This is a genomic window from Streptomyces sp. NBC_01092 (genome assembly GCF_045039535.1).
In the GTDB taxonomy this organism is placed as follows: Bacteria; Actinomycetota; Actinomycetes; order Streptomycetales; family Streptomycetaceae; genus Streptomyces.
The window spans coordinates 5,246,426-5,269,398 of record NZ_CP108659.1 but is presented as its reverse complement, the minus strand read 5'-3'; the positions used below and the strand labels follow the sequence as shown (position 1 = coordinate 5,269,398).

Annotated in this window: 18 protein-coding genes, 4 tRNA genes and 1 other RNA gene; 13 read left to right on the top strand and 10 right to left on the bottom strand. The window is 71.1% G+C overall.

The window, feature by feature from the left end; translation table 11 throughout:
- The first annotated feature begins 9 nt into the window (after positions 1 to 9).
- Positions 10 to 495: an SRPBCC family protein gene (locus OG254_RS23790; protein ID WP_405585117.1), complete on the top strand. Its 486-nt coding sequence runs from the start codon at positions 10 to 12 to the stop codon at positions 493 to 495.
- Positions 492 to 1,118: a histidine phosphatase family protein gene (locus OG254_RS23785; RefSeq protein WP_405585114.1), complete on the top strand. Its 627-nt coding sequence runs from the start codon at positions 492 to 494 to the stop codon at positions 1,116 to 1,118. Before OG254_RS23790 ends, OG254_RS23785 begins: the two co-directional genes overlap by 4 nt.
- Positions 1,119 to 1,422: 304 nt before the next feature.
- On the opposite strand, the gene OG254_RS23780 is transcribed toward OG254_RS23785, so the two are convergent.
- Positions 1,423 to 2,850, bottom strand: coding sequence for a PLP-dependent aminotransferase family protein (locus OG254_RS23780; protein WP_405585111.1), 1,428 nt, complete (start codon positions 2,848 to 2,850; stop codon positions 1,423 to 1,425).
- On the opposite strand from OG254_RS23780, the gene OG254_RS23775 reads away from it, so the two are divergent.
- On the top strand, positions 2,849 to 4,087 hold the full coding sequence (locus tag OG254_RS23775; RefSeq protein WP_405585109.1) for an aminotransferase class V-fold PLP-dependent enzyme: 1,239 nt from the start codon (positions 2,849 to 2,851) through the stop codon (positions 4,085 to 4,087). The genes OG254_RS23780 and OG254_RS23775 overlap by 2 nt on opposite strands.
- The gene (locus OG254_RS23770; RefSeq protein ID WP_405585106.1) at positions 4,084 to 5,400 is read left to right on the top strand and encodes an MFS transporter; all 1,317 of its coding nucleotides are present in this window, start codon (positions 4,084 to 4,086) and stop codon (positions 5,398 to 5,400) included. Before OG254_RS23775 ends, OG254_RS23770 begins: the two co-directional genes overlap by 4 nt.
- A 67-nt stretch (positions 5,401 to 5,467) precedes the next feature.
- On the opposite strand, the gene OG254_RS23765 is transcribed toward OG254_RS23770, so the two are convergent.
- Positions 5,468 to 5,555 (bottom strand) — tRNA-Ser (locus OG254_RS23765).
- Between the two features lie 73 nt (positions 5,556 to 5,628).
- Here OG254_RS23765 and ffs point away from each other — a divergent pair.
- The 6 genes from ffs (at position 5,629) to OG254_RS23735 (ending at position 14,867) form a co-directional block, all read left to right on the top strand.
- An RNA gene (gene ffs, locus OG254_RS23760) (signal recognition particle sRNA small type) lies at positions 5,629 to 5,725 on the top strand.
- A gap of 128 nt (positions 5,726 to 5,853) precedes the next feature.
- Positions 5,854 to 8,136: a DNA polymerase III subunit gamma and tau gene (locus OG254_RS23755; RefSeq protein ID WP_405585103.1), complete on the top strand. Its 2,283-nt coding sequence runs from the start codon at positions 5,854 to 5,856 to the stop codon at positions 8,134 to 8,136.
- 179 nt (positions 8,137 to 8,315) lie between these two features.
- Positions 8,316 to 9,566, top strand: a complete 1,251-nt coding sequence (purD, locus tag OG254_RS23750; RefSeq protein ID WP_405585100.1) for a phosphoribosylamine--glycine ligase — start codon at positions 8,316 to 8,318, stop codon at positions 9,564 to 9,566.
- 508 nt (positions 9,567 to 10,074) lie between these two features.
- Entirely contained in the window at positions 10,075 to 11,943 is a 1,869-nt protein-coding gene (locus OG254_RS23745) for a hypothetical protein (protein WP_405595143.1), read from the top strand.
- 366 nt (positions 11,944 to 12,309) lie between these two features.
- A complete protein-coding gene (locus OG254_RS23740) occupies positions 12,310 to 13,800 on the top strand; it encodes a N,N-dimethylformamidase beta subunit family domain-containing protein (protein WP_405585097.1) in 1,491 nt (496 codons plus the stop codon).
- 167 nt (positions 13,801 to 13,967) lie between these two features.
- Positions 13,968 to 14,867, top strand: a complete 900-nt coding sequence (locus OG254_RS23735) for a phosphoribosylaminoimidazolesuccinocarboxamide synthase (RefSeq protein ID WP_405585094.1) — start codon at positions 13,968 to 13,970, stop codon at positions 14,865 to 14,867.
- A 42-nt stretch (positions 14,868 to 14,909) separates the two neighbouring features.
- On the opposite strand, the gene OG254_RS23730 is transcribed toward OG254_RS23735, so the two are convergent.
- From OG254_RS23730 to OG254_RS23695, 8 genes are all read right to left on the bottom strand, one after another.
- A tRNA-Gly gene (locus OG254_RS23730) sits at positions 14,910 to 14,985 on the bottom strand.
- A 22-nt stretch (positions 14,986 to 15,007) separates the two neighbouring features.
- A complete protein-coding gene (locus tag OG254_RS23725; protein ID WP_351201067.1) occupies positions 15,008 to 15,622 on the bottom strand; it encodes a response regulator transcription factor in 615 nt (204 codons plus the stop codon).
- On the bottom strand, positions 15,619 to 16,845 hold the full coding sequence (locus OG254_RS23720) for a sensor histidine kinase (RefSeq protein ID WP_405585090.1): 1,227 nt from the start codon (positions 16,843 to 16,845) through the stop codon (positions 15,619 to 15,621). The genes OG254_RS23725 and OG254_RS23720 overlap by 4 nt, the downstream gene beginning before the upstream one ends.
- Positions 16,846 to 16,864: 19 nt before the next feature.
- Positions 16,865 to 17,641 (bottom strand): ABC transporter permease, encoded by a 777-nt coding sequence (locus OG254_RS23715; RefSeq protein ID WP_405585087.1) that lies wholly within the window; start codon positions 17,639 to 17,641, stop codon positions 16,865 to 16,867.
- Positions 17,638 to 18,597, bottom strand: coding sequence for an ABC transporter ATP-binding protein (locus OG254_RS23710; RefSeq protein ID WP_405585085.1), 960 nt, complete (start codon positions 18,595 to 18,597; stop codon positions 17,638 to 17,640). Before OG254_RS23710 ends, OG254_RS23715 begins: the two co-directional genes overlap by 4 nt.
- A 138-nt stretch (positions 18,598 to 18,735) precedes the next feature.
- Positions 18,736 to 18,808, bottom strand: a tRNA-Gly gene (locus OG254_RS23705).
- Between the two features lie 80 nt (positions 18,809 to 18,888).
- Positions 18,889 to 18,960 (bottom strand) — tRNA-Gly (locus OG254_RS23700).
- A gap of 159 nt (positions 18,961 to 19,119) precedes the next feature.
- Positions 19,120 to 19,437: an Lsr2 family protein gene (locus OG254_RS23695; RefSeq protein WP_148000186.1), complete on the bottom strand. Its 318-nt coding sequence runs from the start codon at positions 19,435 to 19,437 to the stop codon at positions 19,120 to 19,122.
- A 310-nt stretch (positions 19,438 to 19,747) separates the two neighbouring features.
- Between OG254_RS23695 and purS the strand changes: the two genes are divergently transcribed.
- Genes purS through purL form a run of 3 tightly spaced genes read left to right on the top strand, consistent with a single transcriptional unit; the run spans position 19,748 to position 22,943 of the window.
- Positions 19,748 to 20,011, top strand: coding sequence for a phosphoribosylformylglycinamidine synthase subunit PurS (purS, locus tag OG254_RS23690; RefSeq protein WP_015659417.1), 264 nt, complete (start codon positions 19,748 to 19,750; stop codon positions 20,009 to 20,011).
- Positions 20,008 to 20,688 (top strand): phosphoribosylformylglycinamidine synthase subunit PurQ, encoded by a 681-nt coding sequence (gene purQ / locus OG254_RS23685; protein ID WP_351201058.1) that lies wholly within the window; start codon positions 20,008 to 20,010, stop codon positions 20,686 to 20,688. Before purS ends, purQ begins: the two co-directional genes overlap by 4 nt.
- Positions 20,685 to 22,943, top strand: coding sequence for a phosphoribosylformylglycinamidine synthase subunit PurL (gene purL / locus OG254_RS23680; RefSeq protein WP_405585079.1), 2,259 nt, complete (start codon positions 20,685 to 20,687; stop codon positions 22,941 to 22,943). Before purQ ends, purL begins: the two co-directional genes overlap by 4 nt.
- Positions 22,944 to 22,973: the final 30 nt, after the last annotated feature.

The following is a 22,973-nucleotide window of genomic DNA, read 5'->3' as shown; positions in this document are numbered from 1 at the left end:
GAGAACCCTGTGCCGATCCAGATCCAGCGCAAGCACACCATGTACCACTCGACCGTTCTCGACGCCGACCCGGACACCGTGTGGGCGACCATCCGTGACGCCATGCAGATCCTGGAGATGGTGTCCCCCGGTGACCTGGACGTCCACCGGGACGTCAGCTGGGTGGAGGGCGGCTCGGTCGAGACGGTCCCGGCCCGCTACGACTTCAAGCTCACGCTCAGCGGCAAGGTCGTCCAGCAGGAGATCGCAGCCCGCGACGAGATCAACAAGACCCAGTCCTACCGGGCCGTCGCCCCCACCAGCGGGGTCAAGAACTACGAGGCCACCATCCGGGTCTTCCCCATCACCAACGACCCGGCCCGCAGCTTCTTCGACTGGTCGCGCACCCTGGAGATCGCCGAGGACGCCGACCTGAGCGTGGTCGAGGGCATCATCGGCATCATGGAGAAGCAGACCGACGCGGTACGGGACCACTTCGCGACGACCTCGAAGTGAGCGACGTGACGACGCTCGTACTGCTGCGGCACGGCGAGACCCTGCTCACCCCGGAGCGGCGGATCTCCGGCAGCGGAGGTTCCAACCCGGGACTCTCACCGGTCGGACGCCGCCAGGCCCGGGCGGCAGCGGACGCCCTCGCCCACCGTGGCGGCATCGAGGCGGTCGTCACGTCACCGATGAGGCGCTGCCAGGAGACGGCCCGCCCCGTGGCCGAGCGCCTCGGCCTGAACCTCCAGGTCGACCGGGACCTGCGGGAAGCGGACTTCGGCGCCTGGGAGGGCCTGACCTTCAGCGAAGTCCGCGAACGCTACCCGGACGACCTGAGCGCATGGTTCGCCTCGCCCGAGAGTGCCCCCTCGGGCGCAGAAGAGACCATGCACCAGGTAACCCGCCGGGTCGCCGCCGTACGAGACGGCCTCCTGGCCCAGTACGCGGGCGCCACGGTTGTGATCGTCTCCCACGTCGTCCCACTCAGAACCCTGATCCGCCTCGCCCTCCAGGCCCCACCACACAGCCTGTTCCGCATGGAAGCCGCAGCAGCCTCCCTGTCGACGGTGACCTACGACGAGGACGGCACCGCCACGGTGCAGACCCTCAACGACACCCATCACTTGAACTGAACTGCGGGCTCATTCGGAAACTGAGACGGACGAACGCCAAAGGGCCGGACCGCTTTCGCGATCCGGCCCTCTGAGCTGGCGGAGGATGCGAGATTCGAACTCGTGAGGGGTTGGCCCCAACACGCTTTCCAAGCCTTCGTCTGGGGGTGCGGGGGCGTGCGGGGACCCTCTAACCTGCGGTGCAGCTGGTGAGGGTGGGGCTTGTGAACCGTGCTGTACGCCGGTGAATGCAACCAGAACTGCAACCACAGGAGTCCAGCCCCTGCGCATCGGCTGCGCCGCGGGCGACTTACCGTTTGGCGCCTCACCCGTCCCTTGGGCCAAGGTCGGTGAGCGCGGCTCCCAGCCGACGTGCACCCTCGGTCAGCTCGGCGTGATCGGCGGTCGCGGCGAACCCGATGCGCAGGTGAGCCGCCGGCTGCTCGGTGGCGAAGTAGCGACTGCCGGCGCTCACGGCAACGCCGCGTTGCCGGGCGGCGCCGGTGAGGACGGTGTCGTCCACGCCCGGCGGCAGGCGAACCCACAGGTGAAGTCCGCCCGTAGGCAGCCCGGCCAGGGTCGCACCCGGGATCTCCCGCGTGACCGCGGCGGCCAGCACGGCGCACCGCTCCCGCAGCGCAGTACCGAGAGAGCGGACGTGCCGGTCCCAGGACGGGGAGCTGAGCACTTCCAGCGCGGCCTCCTGGAGCGGGAGCGTGACGAAGAAGTCGTCGACCAGGCGCACCGCCCGCATGCGCTCCATGACCGGTCCGCGGGCCACCAGCACCCCGATCCGCAGGCTCGGGGCGGCGGGCTTGGTGAGTGAGGTGACGTGGACGACCATGCCGTCGCGGTCGTCGGCGACCAGTGGCCGCGGCACGGCGCCGCCGTGTCCCAGGTGCCGCGCGAAGTCATCCTCGAGCACGAACGCGCCCGAGGCGCGCGCCACATCGAGGATCTGACTGCGCCGTTCGGGCGCCAGCACGGTGCCGGTCGGGTTCTGGAAGGTCGGCTGGCAGTACAGCAGCCGCGCGCCGGTCATCGCGAACGCGTCGGCAAGCATGTCGGGCCGCAGGCCGTCGGCGTCGAGCGGTACAGGTACGGGCCGCAGCCCCGCGGCGCGGGCGGCGGCCAGGGCCCGGGGATAGGTGGGGGACTCGACCAGGACCGGGCTGCCGGGCCCGGCGATGGCCCGGAACGCGATCGACAGGGCGCTCTGCCCGCCGGCGGTGACCAGTACGTCCTCCGGCGTCACGCTGCCGCCGACGATCCGGGCGAACACGGTGCGCAGCGCCATCAGGCCGCCGGCCGGGGCGCGGTCCCAGGCGTCCGGACGGCGTGCCGCCCGCGCGAGCGCCGCGCTCAGGGCCCGGGTGGGCTGGAGCGAGCGGTGCACGTAGCCGCCGTCCATCGTGATCGTCCCGGCCGGTGGCGGGCCGAGGGGGTCGGCGATCAGGTGGGTGTCGACGGCGCGATCGGTGAGGGCGACGGTCTGCCAGTCGGTATCGCCGTCGCCGCCGCCGACCGCGTCGCGGAGCCGGCCCGGCTGCGCCGCGAACGTCCCACTGCCCGGACGGGTCACCACCGCGCCCTCGGCGGCCAGCGCGGCGATGGCCCGCGCCACGGTCGCCGGGCCGACCCGGTACTCCTTGATCAGCTCCCGGCTGCTCGGCAGCCGGTCGCCGGGCGAAAGTCGGGAGACCAGCGCACGGAGACTGTCGGCCAACTCCCCAGAAGTGCTACCGTCGTTCATGAGAGACAACAGTAGCGCTTCCGGGGCAGGTCAGGCAGCACTTCAGCTGGACATCGCCGCCCTGCGGGCCGACACCCCGGGGTGCCGCCAGGTCATCCACTTCAACAACGCGGGCTGCGGACTGCTGGCGGCGCCCGTGACGGACGCGATGGTCGGCCATCTGAACCTCGAAGCCCGGATGGGCGGTTACGAGGCGTCGGCCGCCCGGGCCGCCGAAGTCCGCGAGTTCTACACGGAGATCGCCGCCCTCATCAACACGACACCCGACAACATCGCTTTCGCGGGCAGCGCCACCCACGCCTACGCCAACGCCCTGTCCTCGATCCCGTTCGAGGCCGACGACGTGATCCTCACCACCCGCGACGACTTCGTCTCCAACCAGATCGCCTTCCTCTCCCTGCGCAAGCGTTTCGGCGTACGCATCGTCCACGCGCCCAACACCCCGCAGGGCGGGGTCGATGTGGAGGCGATGGCCGCGCTGATGCGGACCCACCGCCCCCGCCTGGTGTCCGCCACCCATGTCCCCACCAACTCGGGCCTCGTCTCGCCCGTCGCCGAAATCGGCCGTCACTGCCGGGAGCTGGACCTGCTCTACCTGGTCGACGCCTGCCAGTCGGTGGGCCAGTTCGTCATCGACGTGGAGGAGATAGGCTGCGACCTCCTCACCGCCACCTGCCGCAAGTTCCTCCGCGGCCCGCGCGGCTCCGGATTCCTGTACGTATCCGATCGCGTCCTGCGCGCGGGCTACGAACCGCTGTTCATCGACATGCACGGCGCCCGCTGGACCGAGCCGGGCGACTACGAGCCCGTAGGGACGGCGGCCCGGTTCGAGGAGTGGGAGTTCCCGTACGCCACGGTGCTCGGCAGCGCCGCCGCGACGCGCTATGCCCGCAAGGTCGGTATCGAGGCCATCGAGCAGCGCACCCCGGCGCTCGCGGCCCGGCTGCGCGACCGGCTCGCACCGGTCCCGGGGGTTCGGGTGCTCGACCGAGGCCCGCGTCTCGCCGCGCTCGTCACGTTCGGCGTAGCGGGCTGGCAGCCGCAGCCGTTCAAGGCGGCCATGGACGCCCGCGGCATCAACTCGGCGCTCAGCTTCCGCGAGTTCGCACAGTTCGACTTCGGGGACAAGGACGTCGACTGGTGCCTGCGCCTGTCGCCGCACTACTACAACACCGAGGAGGAGGTGGACCACGTCGCGGACGCGGTTGCGGACCTCGCCGGCCAGGGACGGCGATGACCGCCACGCAGACACGCACCGAGGAGCCGTCCATGGAGAGCCTCTGGCGCAACGGCGACTTCCTCAAGTTCTGGCTCGGCGAGACCCTCTCGCTCCTCGGCACCCAGGTCACGAACCTCGCCCTGCCGCTGACCGCCATCATCGCCTTCAACGCCACTGACGAGCAGGTCGGTGTCCTGCGGTTCCTGCAGCTCGTCCCGTACCTCGGGCTCGCCCTGGTCTTCGGGGTGTGGGTGGACAGGGCCCGACGGCGGCGGATCATGCTCGGCGCCAACCTCGTCCGGATGATCCTGCTGGCCCTCGTCCCCGTCCTGTACTGGACGGATGCGCTCAGCATGGGCTCGCTGCTGGTGATCGCCTGCGCCGTCGGCGTCGCATCGGTGCTGTTCGACGTGAGCTGGATGTCGTACGTACCCACTCTCGTGCGCGACCCCAAGCACTATGTAGAGGCCGGCGCCAAGATGGGGATGAGCTCATCGGCGGCCGATGTGGCAGGGCCAGGACTCGCGGGTGTCCTGGTCGGTGCCCTCACGGCGCCCGTGGCACTGATCGTCGACGCCTTCTCCTATCTGGTGTCCCTGATCTCGCTGCTGCTCATCCGCACGCCCGAGCCCCGTCCCGAGCCGCCGGCCGCACGCCGGCACCTGCCGACCGAACTGCGGGACGGCTTGCGATGGGTGCTGAAGAACCCGGTCCTGCGGTCGCTGGCCCTGATCGGGTTCTGCTGCAACTTCTCCATGATCACCGTATGGACGATGTTCCTGCTGTACGGAACACGCGACCTGCACCTGGACTCGACGACCCTCGGCGGCATCTTCGCCGTCGCCTCCGTGGGCGGTCTGATCGGCGCGGCGATCTCCCGCAAGGTCATCCGGCGCTTCCGGCTCGGCCTCGTCTACCTCGTCGCCCAGGCGACCCTCCTCATCGGCCCGACGCTGATCGTCCTGGCCACCGGCCCTCGGCCGGTGATGGTGGGGATGTTCATCCTCTCCTTCTTCACCACCTACCTCGGACTCGGCGTCGCCGGCGTCATCATCGTCAGCCTGCGCCAGGCCAGTACCCCGCAGTCGATGATGGGCCGGATGACGGCGGTCTTCCGCACCCTGCTGTTCGGGGGCGGCGCACTCGGCGGCCTGTTCGCGGGCCTGCTGTCCGGCCGGATCGGCGCCCGGGGGGCATTGACCGTGGCGGCGATCGGCTCCGCCGCCGTGCTGATCGCGCTTGTCCTGTCGCCGGTGAGCCGACTACGTGGCCTGCCGTCGGCACCGGAAGAACCCGTCACGGCGGCAGCGGACGGGCAGGCTGCCGGCTGACAAGGAGAACGCCGAAGGGCCCCACCGCAAGCGGTGGGGCCCTTCGACATCGTGCCCGGTGAGGCACTGGCGGAGGATACGAGATTCGAACTCGTGAGGGGTTGCCCCCAACACGCTTTCCAAGCGTGCGCCCTAGGCCACTAGGCGAATCCTCCGCGGCAAACAATACAAGACGTTGGAGGGTGCTAGCGAACTCGTTCGGCCGCTCCGCGATCAGGTAGGCTGGGGCTCAGCCCCTCACGCGGCGCTATCTGACTGAACTCCCCCAGGGCCGGAAGGCAGCAAGGGTAGGTTGGCTCTGGCGGGTGCGTGGGGGGTCTTGTCGTACCCGGAGTCTCCGGTGCGCGTGCTCGCCGCCCCGGGACGGATCCCGCCGATGCGCGGGGGAACGGAAGACGAGCCCCCGCATCCGGGCGGTCCGCGTTGTCAGTGGGCGCCTATAACCTCGTAGGCGTGTCGTCTCTCGCGCTGTACCGCCGCTATCGCCCGGAGTCGTTCGCCGAGGTCATCGGGCAGGAGCATGTCACCGACCCGTTGCAGCAGGCGCTGCGGAACAACCGGGTCAATCACGCGTACCTGTTCAGCGGCCCGCGCGGATGCGGCAAGACGACCAGCGCGCGGATCCTGGCGCGCTGTCTGAACTGTGAGCAAGGTCCCACGCCGACCCCGTGCGGGGAGTGCCAGTCCTGCCAGGACCTCGCTCGGAACGGTCCGGGGTCCATCGACGTCATCGAGATCGACGCCGCGTCGCACGGTGGTGTGGACGACGCCCGTGAGCTGCGCGAGAAGGCCTTCTTCGGGCCCGCGAGCAGCCGCTACAAGATCTACATCATCGACGAGGCCCACATGGTCACGTCGGCCGGCTTCAACGCGCTGCTGAAGGTCGTCGAGGAGCCGCCGGAGCATCTCAAGTTCATCTTCGCCACCACCGAGCCCGAGAAGGTCATCGGGACCATCCGGTCGCGGACCCATCACTACCCCTTCCGGCTCGTCCCGCCGGGCACCCTGCGGGACTACCTCGGCGAGGTGTGCGGCCGCGAGAACATGGCAGTCGAGGAAGGCGTGCTCCCGCTCGTCGTGCGCGCGGGCGCGGGCTCCGTGCGTGACTCCATGTCCGTCATGGACCAGCTCCTCGCCGGAGCGAGGGAGGACGGTGTGACGTATGCCATGGCCACCTCTCTCCTCGGCTACACCGACAGCTCACTCCTCGACTCCGTCGTGGAGGCCTTCGCGACCGGTGACGGGGCCGCGGCCTTCGAGGTCGTGGACCGGATCATCGAGGGCGGCAACGACCCTCGGCGCTTCGTCGCCGACCTGCTGGAGCGGCTGCGCGACCTGGTGATCCTGGCCGCCGTGCCGGACGCCACCGAGAAGGGGCTCTTCGACGCCCCCGCCGACGTCCTGGAGCGCATGCAGGCCCAGGCCGGCACCTTCGGCGCCGCCGAGCTCAGCCGCGCCGCCGACCTGGTCAACGAGGGGCTGACCGAGATGCGGGGCGCGACCTCGCCCCGTCTCCAGCTGGAGCTGATCTGCGCGCGCGTGCTCCTGCCGGCCGCTTACGGGGACACCCGCTCGGTCATGGCCCGGCTCGATCGACTGGAGCGGGGCGTCAACTTCTCCGGGGGCGGTGGGACGCCCGCGATGGGGTACGTGCCGGGTCCCGACGCGCATGGGGGAGCGGCCACCGCGCCCGCCCCGCAGGCTCCGCCGGTCTCACCCGGTGGCGGTCCCGCCGCGGCCCGGGCGGCCGTACGGGCGTCGGGCGCGCCTCCGGCCGCACAGCAGGATGCCCCCACGGAGCAGGCCCCGACCGCGCCCTCGACCCCGAGCGAGGCACCGCACGGCGGCCGGCAGCAGCCACCCCAGACGCCACCCACCCCCACCCCCACGCCCGCCCCGAGCCCTCAGGCACCCGCCGCCGGCGCCTGGCCCACGGCCACCCCCGCAGGCGGCGGCCGACGCCCCGGCGGCTGGCCCACGGCAGCCCCGGCGGGCGGCGGCGCCCAACCCCCGGCCGGGCCCAGCGCCACCCCCGCGCCCACCCCACAGCCGACGGCGCCCGCACCGGCCCCGGCCCCCACCACGGGCGCGGCACCCGCCTACGCCCCCCCGAGCGGCGGCCTGGACCCCCGCATGCTCTGGCCGAACATCCTGGAGGCGGTCAAGAACCGCCGCCGCTTCACCTGGATCCTGCTCAGCCAGAACGCCCAGGTGGCCGGCTTCGACGGCACCACCCTCCAACTCGGCTTCGTCAACGCCGGAGCGCGCGACAACTTCGTGAGCAGCGGCAGCGAGGACGTGCTGCGGCAGGCGCTGGCGGAGCAGTTCAGCGTCCAGTGGAAGATCGAGGCGATCGTCGACCCGTCGGGCGGCGGCTCGGCTCCCCCGCCGACCGGCGGCTCCGGCTTCGGCGGAGGCGGAAGCGCGGTCGGAGGCGGTGGCGGCAACAGTGGCTACGGCGGTGGCGGTACGCCCGCCCAGCGCCCGCCCGCTCCCCAGCCGACGCCGAACGCACCCACCCCGCCCCCGGCACCCCCGACGACACCCTCAGCCTCCACCCCGGCTCCCCAGCCGCGCACGTCCACCTCCGCCCCGGAGCCGCCGCCCCCGGTCGCCCCAGAGGACGACATCCCCGAGGACGACGACCCGGACCTCAACGAGTCGGCGCTGTCGGGCCGCGAGCTGATCGTGCGGGAGCTCGGGGCGACGGTGGTGGAGGAGTTCACGAACGAGTAGCGGGCGACGCCGGTCCCGGCAATCCCCTCTCTCGACGCCGGTCGGCAGCCCCCAGGGCGACGGCCACGACGACGGCCACGACCACCCCGCCCACGCCGCCCGCGCTTTGGAGGAACATCCAGGCCGCCCAGAGCGGCCCCTTCAGATGCCCGCACAACAACCCCGTTAGGCTGACCCCCGTGAAGGTCCTCGTCATCGGTACCGGCGCCCGCGAACACGCCCTGTGCCGCTCCCTGTCCCTCGACCCCGACGTCACCGCGCTGCACTGCGCCCCCGGCAACGCAGGCATCGCCGAGGTCGCCGAGCTGCACCAGGTCGACGCCCTGGACGGCGCGGCCGTAACCGCGCTGGCCGAACAGCTCGGCGCCGACCTCGTGGTCGTAGGCCCGGAGGCACCCCTCGTCGCCGGGGTCGCCGACGCCGTGCGCGAGGCGGGCATCCCGGTCTTCGGCCCCTCCGGGGAGGCCGCGCAGATCGAGGGCTCCAAGGCGTTCGCGAAGGACGTGATGGCAAGAGCCGGCGTCCCGACGGCCCGCTCCTACGTCTGCACGACGCCCGACGAGGTCGAGGAGGCCCTCGACGCCTTCGGGGCCCCGTACGTGGTCAAGGACGACGGCCTCGCCGCGGGCAAGGGCGTCGTCGTGACCGCCGACCTCGACGCGGCCAGGACGCACGCCAACTCCTGCGAGCGCGTCGTCATCGAGGAGTACCTCGACGGCCCCGAGGTCTCCCTCTTCGCCATCACCGACGGCGAGACGGTGCTCCCGCTCCAGCCCGCCCAGGACTTCAAGCGGGCGCTCGACGGTGACGAGGGCCCGAACACCGGCGGCATGGGCGCGTACTCCCCGCTCCCGTGGGCCGACCCGAAGCTCGTCGGGGAGGTCATGGAGTCGGTGCTGCAGCCGACCGTCGACGAGATGCGCCGCCGCGGCACCCCGTTCTCCGGCCTGCTCTACGCCGGTCTCGCGATCACCTCGCGGGGCGTACGGGTCATCGAGTTCAACGCCCGCTTCGGCGACCCCGAGACGCAGGTCGTCCTGGCCCGCCTGAAGACCCCGCTGGTCGGTGTCCTGCTGGCCGCCGCCAAGGGCGACCTCGCCGACCTGGAGCCCCTGCGCTGGAGCGAGGACGCCGCGGTCACCGTGGTCGTCGCCTCGCACAACTACCCCGGCACCCCGCGCACCGGCGACCCGATCACGGGCCTCGACGAGGTGAACGCCGAGGACGCCCCGCACGCCTACGTCCTGCACGCCGGCACCAAGCGCGACGGCGACGCGATCGTCAGTGCGGGCGGCCGCGTCCTGTCGGTGACGGCGACGGGCAAGGACCTCACCAAGGCCCGCGACCGCGCCTACCGGGCGGTGGCCCGCATCGGGCTCGACGGCTCCCAGCACCGCACGGACATCGCGGCGAAGGCGGCGGACGCGTAACCACCGCCCCGCCCCACCGCCCCGCCCCGCTCCACCGCCCCGCCCCACGGCCGACACCCACCACCCGCCCCACCCACACCCGAGCGCCCCTCACGCCCCCTCCAAAGCCCCGGGCGCTCCCAGAAACCCCCACTCTCGATAAACCGGACAGGCCCCGATTCCGTCTCAGGATTCGGGGCCTGACTTTCAGGGCCTGACTCTTGCCGGAGCCTATGGGTCGACCCCCGGTCAGTTCCCGGATCGGCGACTGGACTTTGGTCAGGATCAGGGGCCTGATCGTCGCTTTCCGTCATCCACCTTTCCCCAAAGCCATTCCATCGAGTGACCGATGCCCCATCCGGCTGACGTGGGCTGACACCCCAACTAGGGTGCGGCGCAAGCGTTCCGGCACTTGGCCCACCGGCATTGCGATGTCAGTGGTGGGTGCCACAGTGGGGGAGTGAGCAAAGCCAGGACAGTACGGACAGCCAGGGCAGCGCGGAGGGGGTGAGGTCCGGCCGTGACCGGTATGGGTGTCGAGGTGGGTGCGCAGGCCGCGCGTGCCCGGGCCCTCGCGGTGCTGCGCATCCGCAGCCGCGCGCTGGCCGTCGCCCTGTTGCCCGCGGCGGTCGCCGTGGTGCTGCTCGCCGGCGCCTCCACCGGCCATTTCGTCGGCCAGGGTTGGGATGCCGCCCGCTGGGTGTTGACCCCCGTCGCCGGCCTCGTCCTGCTCGCCGCCGGCCTCATCGCCCTGGTCGTCGCCCGCGCCCGCCCCGCCGTCAGCCCTACGGTCCAGGTCGCCGAGGAACAGGCCCCGGACCTGTACCGGCTGGTGCGCGACCTCGCCGACCGCCTCGACGTCCCCGCGCCGTCCGCGATAGCGCTCACCCCGGACTGCGACAGCTGGCTGGAGGACCGCACCCATCGGGCGCACGGCCCGCCCCCGGCCGAGGACCGCGACGAGGAAGGGCTCAACGGCCTGCGCGGCGGAAGCTCGCGCGGCGCCCACCGCCGTACGCCCGCCGCCCCGGTCCTCGTCATCGGCTCCCCGTTCCTGTGGTGGATGCGCGTCGGCGAGCTGCGCGCGGTCCTCGCCCCGGTCGTCGCCGGTACGGGACCCTCCGCGCACCCGGACATAGCCCAGGCCCGGCGCTTCGTCCGGGGCCTGGACGCCGCCGTGGCCGTCGCCTCGACGCGCGGCCGCTGCCCGGGATCGCGGGCGGTGTGCGCGGGGATCGGCGCGGTAGCGCGGCTGCTGTTGCGCAGTTGCCGCGAGCACGCCGCCGAGATGGAGCGGGGCGTGGCCGCCGCGGCCGCCGAGCGTGCACAGGCTGTGGATTACGGACTGCGGATCGTCGCCCAGGAACAGGTCGGGCTGGCGTACGCCGGCTGGGACCGCCTGCTCACACGCGTCGCGCTGCCCGCCTGGCGGATGGGCCGCTGGCCCTCCCAGCTGGACGCCGGCGTGGTCGCCGCGCTCACCGAGCTGTCCCGCCGGGACCGTCTGGCCGAGGGCTTCGCCTCCCGACTGGGCGAGCGCCCCGCCTGTGACCTGCTCGAAGAGCCCGGCGTGGTCGACGAGGCCACCTCGCTGCTCGCCGCCCGCCTCTTCCACGGCGGCCCGGCCGAGCCCGGCCCCGACTGGTCCCCGGTGGACTGGCAGGCGTACCCGGAGGAGGTCGTCGACCGTAAATGGCGTGCCGACGCGGCCCGTCTCCACCGCGTGCTCGACGCCCTGGGAGTGCGCCGCACCACCGGAGACGCCACCCCGGAGTCCGGCGGCCCGACCCTGGCCCGCGTCCTGGACCACCTGTCGACCCCACCGGACGACCCGGCCACCGGGCCCGCCGACGGGCAAGCGGTTACCGGCCCCGCCGCCGACGCCCAGCACTCACCACAGCTCCCCGAGCCCGCCGAGGACCTCAAGCCCCCCAAGCCCCCCAGGGCTCCCAAAGCCCCTTACGCGGCCATGGCCGAGGACCACCCCGGCGACGACCAGGAGACCGAGCGAAGCTCCGCGCTCGCCGCCGGCCTGACCGCCGAGATGGCCCGCGAAGAGGCCGCGGCCCCCGCGGAGCAGGCAGCGTCCCCCGCCCCCGGCGCCACCCTCCTGGACATAGGCGCGCTGCCGCTCTTCCCGCTCCAACCGCCGCGCACCTCACGCGAGTTGCTCACCGACCATGTGAAGGCGATGGTCTGCTGCGCCGCGATGGACACCGCGGGCGCCGCCCCCGGCCTGGACTGGCTCGACGGCCCCACGCTTCTCATCGACGGCGTACGGGCAGGCGACCTGACCCCCCACGTCCTCAGCCTCATCGAGGACGGCGACCCGGCGCCCCTGCGCGCCTGGCTGGTGGAGTCGGGGATACGTCCCGAGAAGCCGGTGCGCCTCGTCTGAGGACCACGCCCGCCCCGGCCCGACGGCCGTACACGTCCAGGCCAGACGGTCGTACACGTCCAGGCCAGACGGCCGTGCCCGACGTATGCGGTCGGAGCCCCTGGTTCCACTTTCGGCCAATTCGCAACGAATAGTGACAGGATGCGTGCGCAATGTGATGTGCTGGGACCGATAGCGCATATGGCAAGGGCTTACGCCATACGACAGCCACACAAAAGCCCAGGCCGCGCGGCGAACCGTGCACCACACCAGACGCCAGGCGCCACACACCGCACCACACACGGCACCCGCGCACCACACAACACACATCACACATCACACAACGCTCGATGCACCACCACGGGGGAACGAGGGAGGGGTAGGGCCATGGGGTCGGAGCAGATCCGCCGCTGGGAGTCGGGAGCACTCGCGCACGCCGTGACGGACCCCTTCGGCCAGGGCCCGGTCCCCTGGCTGCGCGGAAACGTCACGTACTTCGACGACACCGGCCAGGTCGTCCCCTGGTACGTCGACGGCCAGGCCCACCCCCCGACGTCGGACACCCCCAGGGTCCCCGCGCCCCGAAGCGCCGGACCGCGCTCCGCGGACGACGTCCGCCGTCAGATCAAGGGCTTCATCTCCACCGGCGCGGTCGCCCCCGGCGAGGCGGTCGACTTCCACATCACGGTCGACCCGCCCCAGGAGTTCGCCATCGACATCTACCGCATCGGCCACTACGGCGGCGACGGCGCGGCCAAGATCACCACCAGCCCCCGCCTCTCCGGCATCGTCCAGCCCGCGCCGCTCACCGCCGACCGCACGGTCTCCTGCCACCACTGGTGGCTCTCCTGGCGTCTGCAGATCCCCTCGTACTGGAGCATCGGCGCGTATGTCGCCGTCCTGACCACCGTCGACGGCTACCGCTCCCACATCCCCTTCACCGTCCGCGACAACCACCCCGCGGACCTGCTCTTACTCCTCCCCGACGTCACCTGGCAGGCCTACAACCTCTACCCCGAGGACGGCCACACCGGCGCGAGCCTCTACCACGCCTGGGACGAGGACGGCCGGCTGCTCGGCGAGGCCGACGCCGCCACGACCGTGTCCTTCGACCGCCCGTACGCGGGCGCGGGCCTGCCCCTGCACGTGGGCCACGCCTACGACTTCATCCGCTGGGCCGAGCGCTACGGCTACGACATCGCCTACGCCGACGCCCGCGACCTGCACGCGGGCCACGTCGACCCCACCCGCTACCGCGGCCTCGTCTTCCCCGGCCACGACGAGTACTGGTCGTCGAACATGCGCCGCACGGTGGAGCTCGCCCGCGAGAACGGCACGTCCCTCGTCTTCCTCTCCGCCAACTCCATGTACTGGCAGGTCGAGTTGGCCTCCTCCCCGTCCGGCGTCCCGGACCGCCTGCTCACCTGCCGCAAGCGCAAGGGCCCCGGCCGCCCGGTGCTGTGGCGCGAGATCGACCGCCCCGAGCAGGAGGTGATCGGCATCCAGTACGCGGGCCAGGTCCCCGAGCCACACCCCCTGATCGTCCGCAACGCCGACCACTGGCTCTGGGAGGCGACCGGCGCCCACGAGGGCGACGGGATCGAGGGCCTGGTCGCGGGCGAGGCCGACCGCTACTTCCCGCGCGCCCCGCTGCCCGAGCACGAGGAGCGCATCCTGCTCGCGCACTCCCCTTACGCGGACCGCGAAGGCGCCGTACGCCACCAGGAGACGTCCCTGTATCGCGCCCCCTCCGGCGCCCTGGTCTTCGCGTCCGGCACCTTCGCCTGGTCCCCGGCGCTGGACCGCCCGGGCCATGTCGACGCCCGAGTCCAGCGCGCCACGGCGAACCTCCTGGACCGCATCTGCAAGCGTGACTGAGCCCACCCAGCACACCCCAGTCGCTCACCCAGCACACCCCAGAGCTCACCCAGCACACCCCAGAGCTCACCCAGCACACCCCAGAGCTCACCCAGCACACCCCCAGTCCAAGGTCAGAGCCCCGTACGGGACAATCGACCCGTTGGACAGAACCACGGGGAGGAACCGTGTCCGGATTCGTAGAAAAGCCCGAGCCGATCGAGGTTCCGGGCCTGGTGCACCTGCACACCGGCAAGGTGCGGGACCTGTACCAGAACGAGGCCGGCGACCTCGTGATGGTCGCCAGTGACCGCATGTCCGCCTATGACTGGGTGCTGCCGACCGAGATCCCCGACAAGGGCCGCGTCCTCACCCAGCTTTCGCTGTGGTGGTTCGACCAGCTCGCGGACCTGGTCCCCAACCACGTCATCAGCACCGACGTACCGGCCGGCGCTCCCGCCGACTGGGCGGGCCGCACCCTGGTGTGCAAGTCGCTGCAGATGGTCCCGGTGGAGGCCGTGGCCCGCGGCTACCTCACCGGCTCGGGCCTCGTCGAGTACAACGCCTCGCGCACCGTCTGCGGCCTCGCCCTCCCCGAGGGCCTGGTCGACGGCAGCGAGCTGCCCGCCCCGATCTTCACCCCGGCCACCAAGGCCGCGGTCGGCGAGCACGACGAGAACGTCTCCTACGAGGAGGTCGCCCGCCAGGTCGGCGCCGACACCGCGGCCCGGCTGCGTCAGGCGACCCTCGCGGTCTACTCCCGGGGCCGGGACATCGCCCGCGAGCGCGGCATCATCCTCGCCGACACCAAGTTCGAGTTCGGCTTCGAGGGGGAGACGCTGGTCCTCGCCGACGAGGTGCTCACGCCGGACTCCTCCCGCTTCTGGCCGGCCGACCAGTGGGAGCCGGGGCGCGCGCAGCCGTCGTACGACAAGCAGTTCGTCCGTGACTGGCTGACCTCGCCGGCCTCCGGCTGGGACCGCAAGAGCGAGCAGCCCCCGCCGCCGCTGCCGCAGGAGGTCGTGGACGCGACCCGTGCGAAGTATGTCGAGGCGTACGAGCGCCTGACGGGCACGAGCTGGAGCTGACCCCATGACAAAGGCCCCGGTCGATGACCGGGGCCTTTGAACTGGAGCGAACGACGAGGTTCGAACTCGCGACCTCAACCTTGGCAAGGTTGCGCTCTACCAACTGAGCTACGTTCGCATGCGCCGTGGCGCGACACCCACTATACCCAACCTCTCTCCCGCGCGAGACGCACCGCCGCGTGACGGTTCTCCGCGCCGAGCTTCGACACCGCGGACGACAGATAGTTCCGCACGGTCCCCTGGGACAGCGCGGCCCGCTCCGCGATCTCCGCGACGGGCGCCCCGTCGGCGGCGAGTTCCAGCACCTCCGCCTCCCGCGCGGTCAGCGGCGAGTCCCCGGCGGCGATGGCGTCGGCGGCCAACTCCGGGTCGACGTAACGGTTACCGGCGTGCACGGTGCGGATGATCTCCGCGAGCCGCTGCGCGCTGACGGTCTTCGGGACGAACCCGCGCACACCCGCCGCAAGGGCCCGCTTCAGATGCCCGGGCCGCCCGTGACTGGTCACGATCAGCACCTGGCAGCCGGGAAGTTCGGCGCGCAGGGATGTGGCGACCCTCACACCGTCGGCCCCCGGCATCTGAAGATCGAGGACGGCCACGTCCGGCTCGTGCGCGCGGGCCATCGCCAGCGCCTCGGGCCCGCTGGCCGCCTCGGCGACGATCACGAGGTCGTCCTCCAGGGAGAGCAGCGTGGCCAGCGCCCCCCGGATCAGGTGCTCGTCGTCGGCCAGCAGCAGCCGCACCGACCCGCTCATACGGTGACCTCCCGCACACCCGCCCCCGTCAACGGCACCTCCGCCACCAGCCGGAACACCCCCTCGTCCACACGACCGGCCTCCAAGGTGCCGTCCACCGCGGCCAGCCGCTCGCTCAGCCCGGTGAGGCCGGAGCCTCCACCCCCGTCGGAGGCTCCGGCAGCCCCGTCGTTCTCCACCGTCAGCACCACACGTCCCTCGCTCACCCGCACCCCCACCGCACACCGCTCGGCGTTCCCGTGCCGCAGCACATTCGTGGTCGCCTCGCGCACCACCCAGGCCAGCGCCGACTGCACCTCGACGGGCAGTCCGGCCGCCTCCCCGGTGACCTCGCACGCGATCCCCGCCGCCGTCAACACACCCTGTGCGCCGGCGAGTTCGACCCCGAGGTCGGCCTCCCGGTACCCCCGTACGACGTCCCGCACCTCGCGCTGAGACTCCTGCGCGATCCGCTGCACCTCGATCATCTGCTCCACGGCCTCGGGCCGCCCGCGCCGCGCCAACTGCACGGCGAGCTCGCTCTTCAGGGCGATGACCGCGAGGTTGCGCCCCATCACGTCATGCAGATCCCGCCCGAACCGCAGCCGCTCCTCGGCGACCGCGAGCCGGGCGCGGGTCTCGCGGGCCTCGTCGAGTTCGTAGACGGCCTTGAGGAGCCAGACGGAGAAGACGGCGACGAAGGCGAAGGACCCGCTGCCGAGCAGCGAGATCAGGGCGATGACCAGCGCGGCGAGAGCGGACCCGCTGATCAGGAGCACGAAGAGCCCCGCACCCGCCGCGAAGCCCGCGACGACGGCGCACAGGCGCCTGCGGCCGTGCACCCCCAGCGCCATGATGCCCACCCCGAAGAACATGACGACGCTGAAGACGGTGCCCGCCGCGGTGTCGACGCCATCGCCCTTCGGCCCGTACTGGACAACGGCGAGAGCCGTGGCGGCGACCGCCGCGGTGAGGGCGCCCAGCGTCACCAGCAGTCGTACGGGCTGCTCACGCCGACCGCACACCCAGTCCACCGCCCGCGACACGATCAGGGCGCAGACCACCGCGTGCGCGCACACCGCGAGCATCAGCCAGGTGCCCAGCTCGGGCCCCGCCTCGCCGGTGACCGGCAGTGCGATCGTCAGGACCTCCACCAGCGCGAAGAAGTGGAACGACAACCTCGTGTACGTCTCCACCTTCGCCGGGGTGCTTTTCCCCCGCCACCACGTTCCCGGCCCGCGCATCCGCCGCTCTCCCCCTAGATCAACGCCGAGGTTCCCAGCGGAACCACCGCCGTACAGCAAACACGCCCAGGACCGTCCAGACCAGCGCGACGAGTACGGCGCCCAGCGCCCCGGACGCCGACAGGTCGCCGGTCCAGCCACCCCGCAGCAGGGTGATCACCGGGGTCAGCGGCAGGAGCTCGCACACCGACGCCACCCGGTCCGGCAGCATCTCCAGGGGGATGAACATCCCGGAGAAGATCATGGAGAGGAACACCACGGGCAGTGTCGTGACCTGCGCACTCTCGACGCTGCGGGTGAACGACGCGGTCACGGCCCCCAGCGACGCGCACAGGACGAGGCCCAACAGCAGGCCCAGCACGGCGAGATGGGGAGCGCTCGGCGCGCCCACGTCGAGCAGGACGGCGCAGCCGACCGCCAGCACCAGGCTCTGTGCGATCCCCGTGGTCACGGCCGGCAGCGCCGCCCCGGCCAGGATCTCCGCGTCCTTCAGCTCGCCCGTGCGCAGCCGTTTGAGGACGAGTTCCTCGCGCCGGGCGGTGTAGACGGAGACGAGCGTCGCGTACACCGCGTAGAGCAGTGAGAAGCCGATCGAGGCGGGCAGGACGACAGTGCCGAGGGACAGGCCGGCCTCCGCCAGGTCCATCCCCTTCGCCGCCTGCCGCACGCTGAAGGGCAGCAGCAGCGGCACGAACAGCGCCGCGAACAGCGTGCCCCTGCTGCGCCCAAGCAGCGTCACCTCCGCGCGGGCCAGCGCCGTCATGCGTCCCACCGGGGTGGTCATGGCCGTGCTCATGCCGCGTACTCCTTCTTCTCGGCGGCGTCGGCCGCCTCCCGCGCGATCCCCAGGAACGCCTCCTCCAGCGAGGCCGCCCGCACGTCCAGCCGCCGCAGCTCGACCCCGGCCCCCTCGGCCCACACCAGCAGCCGGGTCGCCGCCCGCTGGAGCTGATGGGTGCGCAGCCGTACGACCCGCCCGTCGACCTCGTGCCCACTCACGCCCAGCTCACCGAGCGGCGGCAGGTCCCCCAGGAAGTAGCCCTCGGGCAGCTCGAAGACGATCCGCGACGGCTGGGCCGCGGTCACCTCGGCCGGCGTCCCGGCGGCCGCGATCCGCCCCTCGTGCAGGATGGCGAGCCGGTCGGCGAGACCCTCGGCCTCCTCCAGGTAGTGCGTGGTCAGCAGCACGGTCGTACCGGCGTCACGCAGCTCCCGCACCAACTCCCAGGTGTCCCGGCGCCCTTCGGCGTCGAGCCCGGTCGTCGGCTCGTCCAGGAACAGCACCTCGGGGTCCCCGAGCAGCGCGAGCGCCAGGTCCAGCCGCCGCCGCTCACCCCCGGACAGCTGCTTCACCCGTACGCCGGTCTTCCCGCGCAGACCGACCCGGTCCAGCACCTCGCCCTCGGGCCGCGCCCCGCTCACGCACCCCGCCCACATCCGGGCGGTCTCGCCGACGGTCAGCTCGGACGGGAAGCCGCCCTCCTGCAGCATGACCCCGGTCCGCGGCCGTACGACGCCCCGCTCGGCGTGGGGATCGTGCCCGAGCACCCGTACCCGTCCCCCGGCGGGCTCGGCGAGCCCCTCCAGCAGTTCGACGGTCGACGTCTTGCCCGCGCCGTTGGTGCCGAGCAGCGCGAAGACCTCGCCGCGGTCCACGGAGAAGGTGACGCCACGCACCGCCTCGAACCCGCCCCCGTACACACGCCGCAGGTCAGTGACCTCAATCACGTGTTCGTGTTCGTTGAAGTTCATGCACTCAGCGTCCCCGCGGCCGGAGCCCGGGAGCAGTGCGCGATGTCATCACTCGGCATGACAAATGTCAGGCGGACAGGCATGGCGCAAGATGGCACGAGAAAGACCCCGGTCCAATGGACCGGGGTCTCTATCAAGAGCGGACGACGAGGCTCGAACTCGCGACCTCAACCTTGGCAAGGTTGCGCTCTACCAACTGAGCTACGTCCGCATTGCCCCCGACCGGCTCTCACCGATCGGTGCGAGCACCAGCCTACCTGATCCACATCTGTGGTCGGACCGGCGGTGCAGAGCGGGTGACAGGAATTGCACACTGCGCCTTCCCCCTGGAAGGGGGATGTTCTGCTACTGAACTACACCCGCATGCTCGGCGAGCTGGGCTTTTCTGCCCCGCCCGGCGGCGTGCTCCAGACATTAGCTGATCAGCAGGGGGGTAGCGCAAGTCGGTTGTCGCACCGGCCCAAGTCCGCGGTCCTCAAGGCCCGCTGACGGACCCTGAGGACGTGCTCCCCGCGGGGCAGCTCATTGCGCCGAGGCGAACGCCTCGTAGACCTTCTTGGGGATGCGGCCGCGGGCCGGCACCTCCATCTTGTTGGCCTGGGCCCAGGCCCGGACGGCCGCCGGGTCCGGGGCGACCTCGGTCTGCTTGTACGCCTTGCCTGACTTCGACCGCTTGCGGCCGGCGTCCACGTAGGGCGCGAGCGCCTTACGCAGTTTCTTGGCATTGGCTTCATTCAGGTCGATCTCGTACGACTTGCCGTCGAGTCCGAAGGCGATCGTTTCCGCCGCTTCCGAGCCGTCGATGTCGTCAAAGAGAGTGACCACGACCTTCTGCGCCACGAATATCGGTCCCTTCGTCCGGCATGTCATACACCTCAGCTGGGATGACGTGCCGAGTCTCGGCTATTTACCAATTCATTTGTACAGTGCCCGGCAATGCAATGTGAAGCCCGACTAAATCTGTCCGCGTGTCCGAGCGCAATACCTATCTGCGACTGATCGGGGATCTTTCCCGTAACTTTTCGTGAACGCACCCCTCCAGTACCTCATCGTGATGGCTGTCACGTAGCTTCCTACAACTCTACCCGCGTAGAAATTTTGTACGGGTAGTCTGAAGGAACCTGCTCAGCACCACACACCGGGAGTGCCAGTGGCACGCGTCGTAGTCGACGTCATGCTCAAGCCGGAGATCCTCGACCCCCAGGGCCAGGCGGTGCAGCGCGCACTGCCGCGGCTGGGATTCGAAGGTATCTCCGACGTACGTCAGGGAAAGCGTTTCGAACTGGAAGTTGACGGGCCGGTCGACGAGGCCGCGCTCGCCCGCATCCACGATCTTGCGGAATCCTTCCTCGCCAACACCGTGATCGAGGACTTCACCGTCAAGGTGGAGGAAGTCGCGGAGGCCGCGAAGTGACCGCTCGTATTGGCGTCGTCACTTTCCCGGGGAGTCTCGACGACAGGGACACCCAGCGTGCGATCCGCCTCGCGGGTGCCGAACCGGTCGCCCTCTGGCACAAGGACAAGGACCTCAAGCAGGTCGATGCCGTGGTGCTGCCCGGCGGTTTCTCCTACGGCGACTATCTGCGGGCCGGCGCCATCTCCCGCTTCTCGCCGGTGATGGAGACGGTCATCGAGCAGGCGAAGGCCGGCCTTCCGGTCCTCGGTATCTGCAATGGCTTCCAGGTCCTCACCGAGGCGCACCTGCTGCCCGGCGGGATGCTCGGCAACGACCACCTGCACTTCATCTGCCGCGACCAGAAGCTGCGGGTGGAGAACGCGCAGACCGCCTGGACCAGCGACTACGAGAGCGGGCAGGAGATCCACATCCCGCTCAAGAACATGGACGGCCGCTACGTCGCCGACCAGTACACGCTGGACAAGCTGGAGGCCGAGGGCCGCGTCGCCTTCCGCTACCTCGACTTCAACCCGAACGGCTCGCTCAACGACATCGCCGGCATCACCAACGAGGCCGGGAACGTCGTGGGCCTGATGCCGCACCCGGAGCACGCCGTCGAGCCGCTCATCGGCACCGGCCGCACCGACGGTCTCCCCTTCTTCACCTCGATCCTCAAGAAGCTGGTCAACGCATGAGCCGGACGCCTCTGGACACGGTCGAGCACGCGGCCGCGACCCCCGACGTCGAGCTGCCCTGGGCCGAACTCGGTCTGAAGAAGGACGAGTACGAGAAGGTCGTGGAGATCCTCGGCCGCCGGCCCACCGGCGCCGAGCTCGCCATGTACTCCGTGATGTGGTCCGAGCACTGCTCGTACAAGTCGTCGAAGGTGCACCTGCGCCAGTTCGGCGAGAAGGCCCCCCAGTCCGATGCGCTGCTCGTGGGCATCGGCGAGAACGCCGGTGTCGTGGACGTCGGCCAGGGCTACGCCGTGACCTTCAAGGTCGAGTCGCACAACCACCCGTCGTACGTGGAGCCCTATCAGGGTGCCGCGACCGGTGTCGGCGGCATCGTCCGCGACATCATCGCCATGGGTGCGCGGCCCGTCGCGGTCGTCGACCCGCTGCGTTTCGGTGCCGCGGACCACCCGGACACCAAGCGCGTCCTCCCCGGCGTCGTCGCCGGCATCGGCGGGTACGGCAACTGCCTCGGCCTGCCGAACATCGGCGGCGAGGTCGTCTTCGACTCCTGCTACCAGGGCAACCCGCTGGTGAACGCCGGTGCCATCGGCGTCATGCGGCACGAGGACATCCACCTGGCGAAGGCGTCCGGCGCGGGCAACAAGGTCATCCTGTACGGGGCCCGGACCGGCGGCGACGGCATCGGCGGCGCCTCGATCCTCGCCTCCGAGACCTTCGACGACGCCAAGCCGTCGAAGCGCCCGGCGGTCCAGGTCGGCGACCCCTTCCAGGAGAAGCTCCTCATCGAGTGCACCCTGGAGGCCTTCCGGGAGAAGCTCGTCGTCGGCATCCAGGACCTGGGCGCGGCCGGTCTGTCCTGCGCCACGTCCGAGCTCGCCTCGAACGGCTCCGGCGGCATGACCGTCGTACTCGACGACGTACCGCTGCGCGACTCCACGCTCTCGCCCGAGGAAATCCTCATGAGCGAGTCGCAGGAACGCATGTGCGCGGTCGTCGAGCCGGCCAAGGTCGACCGGTTCCTGGAGATCTGCGAGAAGTGGGACGTCATCGCCACCGTCATCGGTGAGGTGACCGACGGCGACTGCCTGGAGATCTACTGGCACGGCGGCAAGATCGTCGACGTCGACCCGCGGACCGTGGCGCACGAGGGCCCGGTCTACGAGCGCCCGTACGCCCGCCCCTCCTGGCAGGACGAGCTCCAGGCCGACGACGCGAACAAGCTGCCCCGGCCCACGACTTCGGCCGAGCTGAAGGACCAGGTCCAGAAGCTGGTCGGCTCCCCGAACCAGGCGAGCAAGAAGTGGATCACCTCGCAGTACGACCACTTCGTGCAGGGCAACACCGTCCTCGCCCAGCCCGAGGACTCCGGCATGATCCGCATCGACGAGGAGACCGGCCTCGGCGTCGCCATCGCGACGGACGGCAACGGCCGGTACGCCAAGCTGGACCCGTACACGGGCGCCCAGTTGGCCCTCGCCGAGGCCTACCGCAATGTGGCGACGACGGGTGCCAAGCCGCTCGCCGTCTCCGACTGCCTGAACTTCGGCTCGCCCGAGGACCCGGCCGTCATGTGGCAGTTCGCGGAGGCGGTGCGTGGACTCGCCGACGCCTGCCTGCAGTTGGGCACGCCGGTGACCGGAGGCAATGTCTCCCTCTACAACCAGACGGGCGAGGTGGCCATCCACCCGACCCCGGTGGTCGCGGTCCTCGGCGTCATCGACGACGTGGCCCGCCGCACGCCGGTCGCCTTCCAGGAGGAGGGCCAGCTGCTCTACCTCCTCGGTGACACGCGTGAGGAGTTCAGCGGCTCGGCCTGGTCCCAGGTGGTGCACGACCACCTCGGCGGCCTTCCCCCGAAGGTGGACCTGGAGCGTGAGCGCCTGCTCGCCGAGATCCTGATCTCCGCCTCCCGCGACGGCATGATCGACTCCGCGCACGACCTGTCCGACGGCGGTCTGATCCAGGCGGTTGTCGAGTCGGCGCTGCTGGGTGAGAAGGGCGCGCGACTCGTCGTACCCGACGGGCTGGACGCGTTCACCTTCCTCTTCTCCGAGTCGGCGGGCCGCGCGGTCGTCGCCGTGCCGCGTTCCGAGGAGCTCCGCTTCAACGACATGTGCGGGGCGCGGGGGCTGCCCGTCACCCGCATCGGTGTCGTCGACGGTGACTCCGTCGAGCTTCAGGGCGAGTTCGCGCTCTCCCTGGAGGAGCTGCGCGAGATCCACGAGGCGACGATTCCGGCACTGCTGGCGTAGCCGGCGGTACGACTCGTACGACCCTCAAGC

Bases quoted from the DNA above. Each gene is read 5' to 3' on its own strand.
- purL (WP_405585079.1), top strand. From the start codon at position 20,685: ATGAGCCGGACGCCTCTGGACACGGTCGAGCACGCGGCCGCGACCCCC.
- OG254_RS23725 (WP_351201067.1), bottom strand. From the start codon at position 15,622: ATGAGCGGGTCGGTGCGGCTGCTGCTGGCCGACGACGAGCACCTGATC.
- OG254_RS23710 (WP_405585085.1), bottom strand. From the start codon at position 18,597: ATGAACTTCAACGAACACGAACACGTGATTGAGGTCACTGACCTGCGG.
- OG254_RS23770 (WP_405585106.1), top strand. From the start codon at position 4,084: ATGACCGCCACGCAGACACGCACCGAGGAGCCGTCCATGGAGAGCCTC.
- OG254_RS23745 (WP_405595143.1), top strand. From the start codon at position 10,075: ATGGGTGTCGAGGTGGGTGCGCAGGCCGCGCGTGCCCGGGCCCTCGCG.
- OG254_RS23775 (WP_405585109.1), top strand. From the start codon at position 2,849: ATGAGAGACAACAGTAGCGCTTCCGGGGCAGGTCAGGCAGCACTTCAG.
- OG254_RS23715 (WP_405585087.1), bottom strand. From the start codon at position 17,641: ATGAGCACGGCCATGACCACCCCGGTGGGACGCATGACGGCGCTGGCC.
- OG254_RS23720 (WP_405585090.1), bottom strand. From the start codon at position 16,845: ATGCGCGGGCCGGGAACGTGGTGGCGGGGGAAAAGCACCCCGGCGAAG.
- OG254_RS23740 (WP_405585097.1), top strand. From the start codon at position 12,310: ATGGGGTCGGAGCAGATCCGCCGCTGGGAGTCGGGAGCACTCGCGCAC.
- OG254_RS23780 (WP_405585111.1), bottom strand. From the start codon at position 2,850: ATGAACGACGGTAGCACTTCTGGGGAGTTGGCCGACAGTCTCCGTGCG.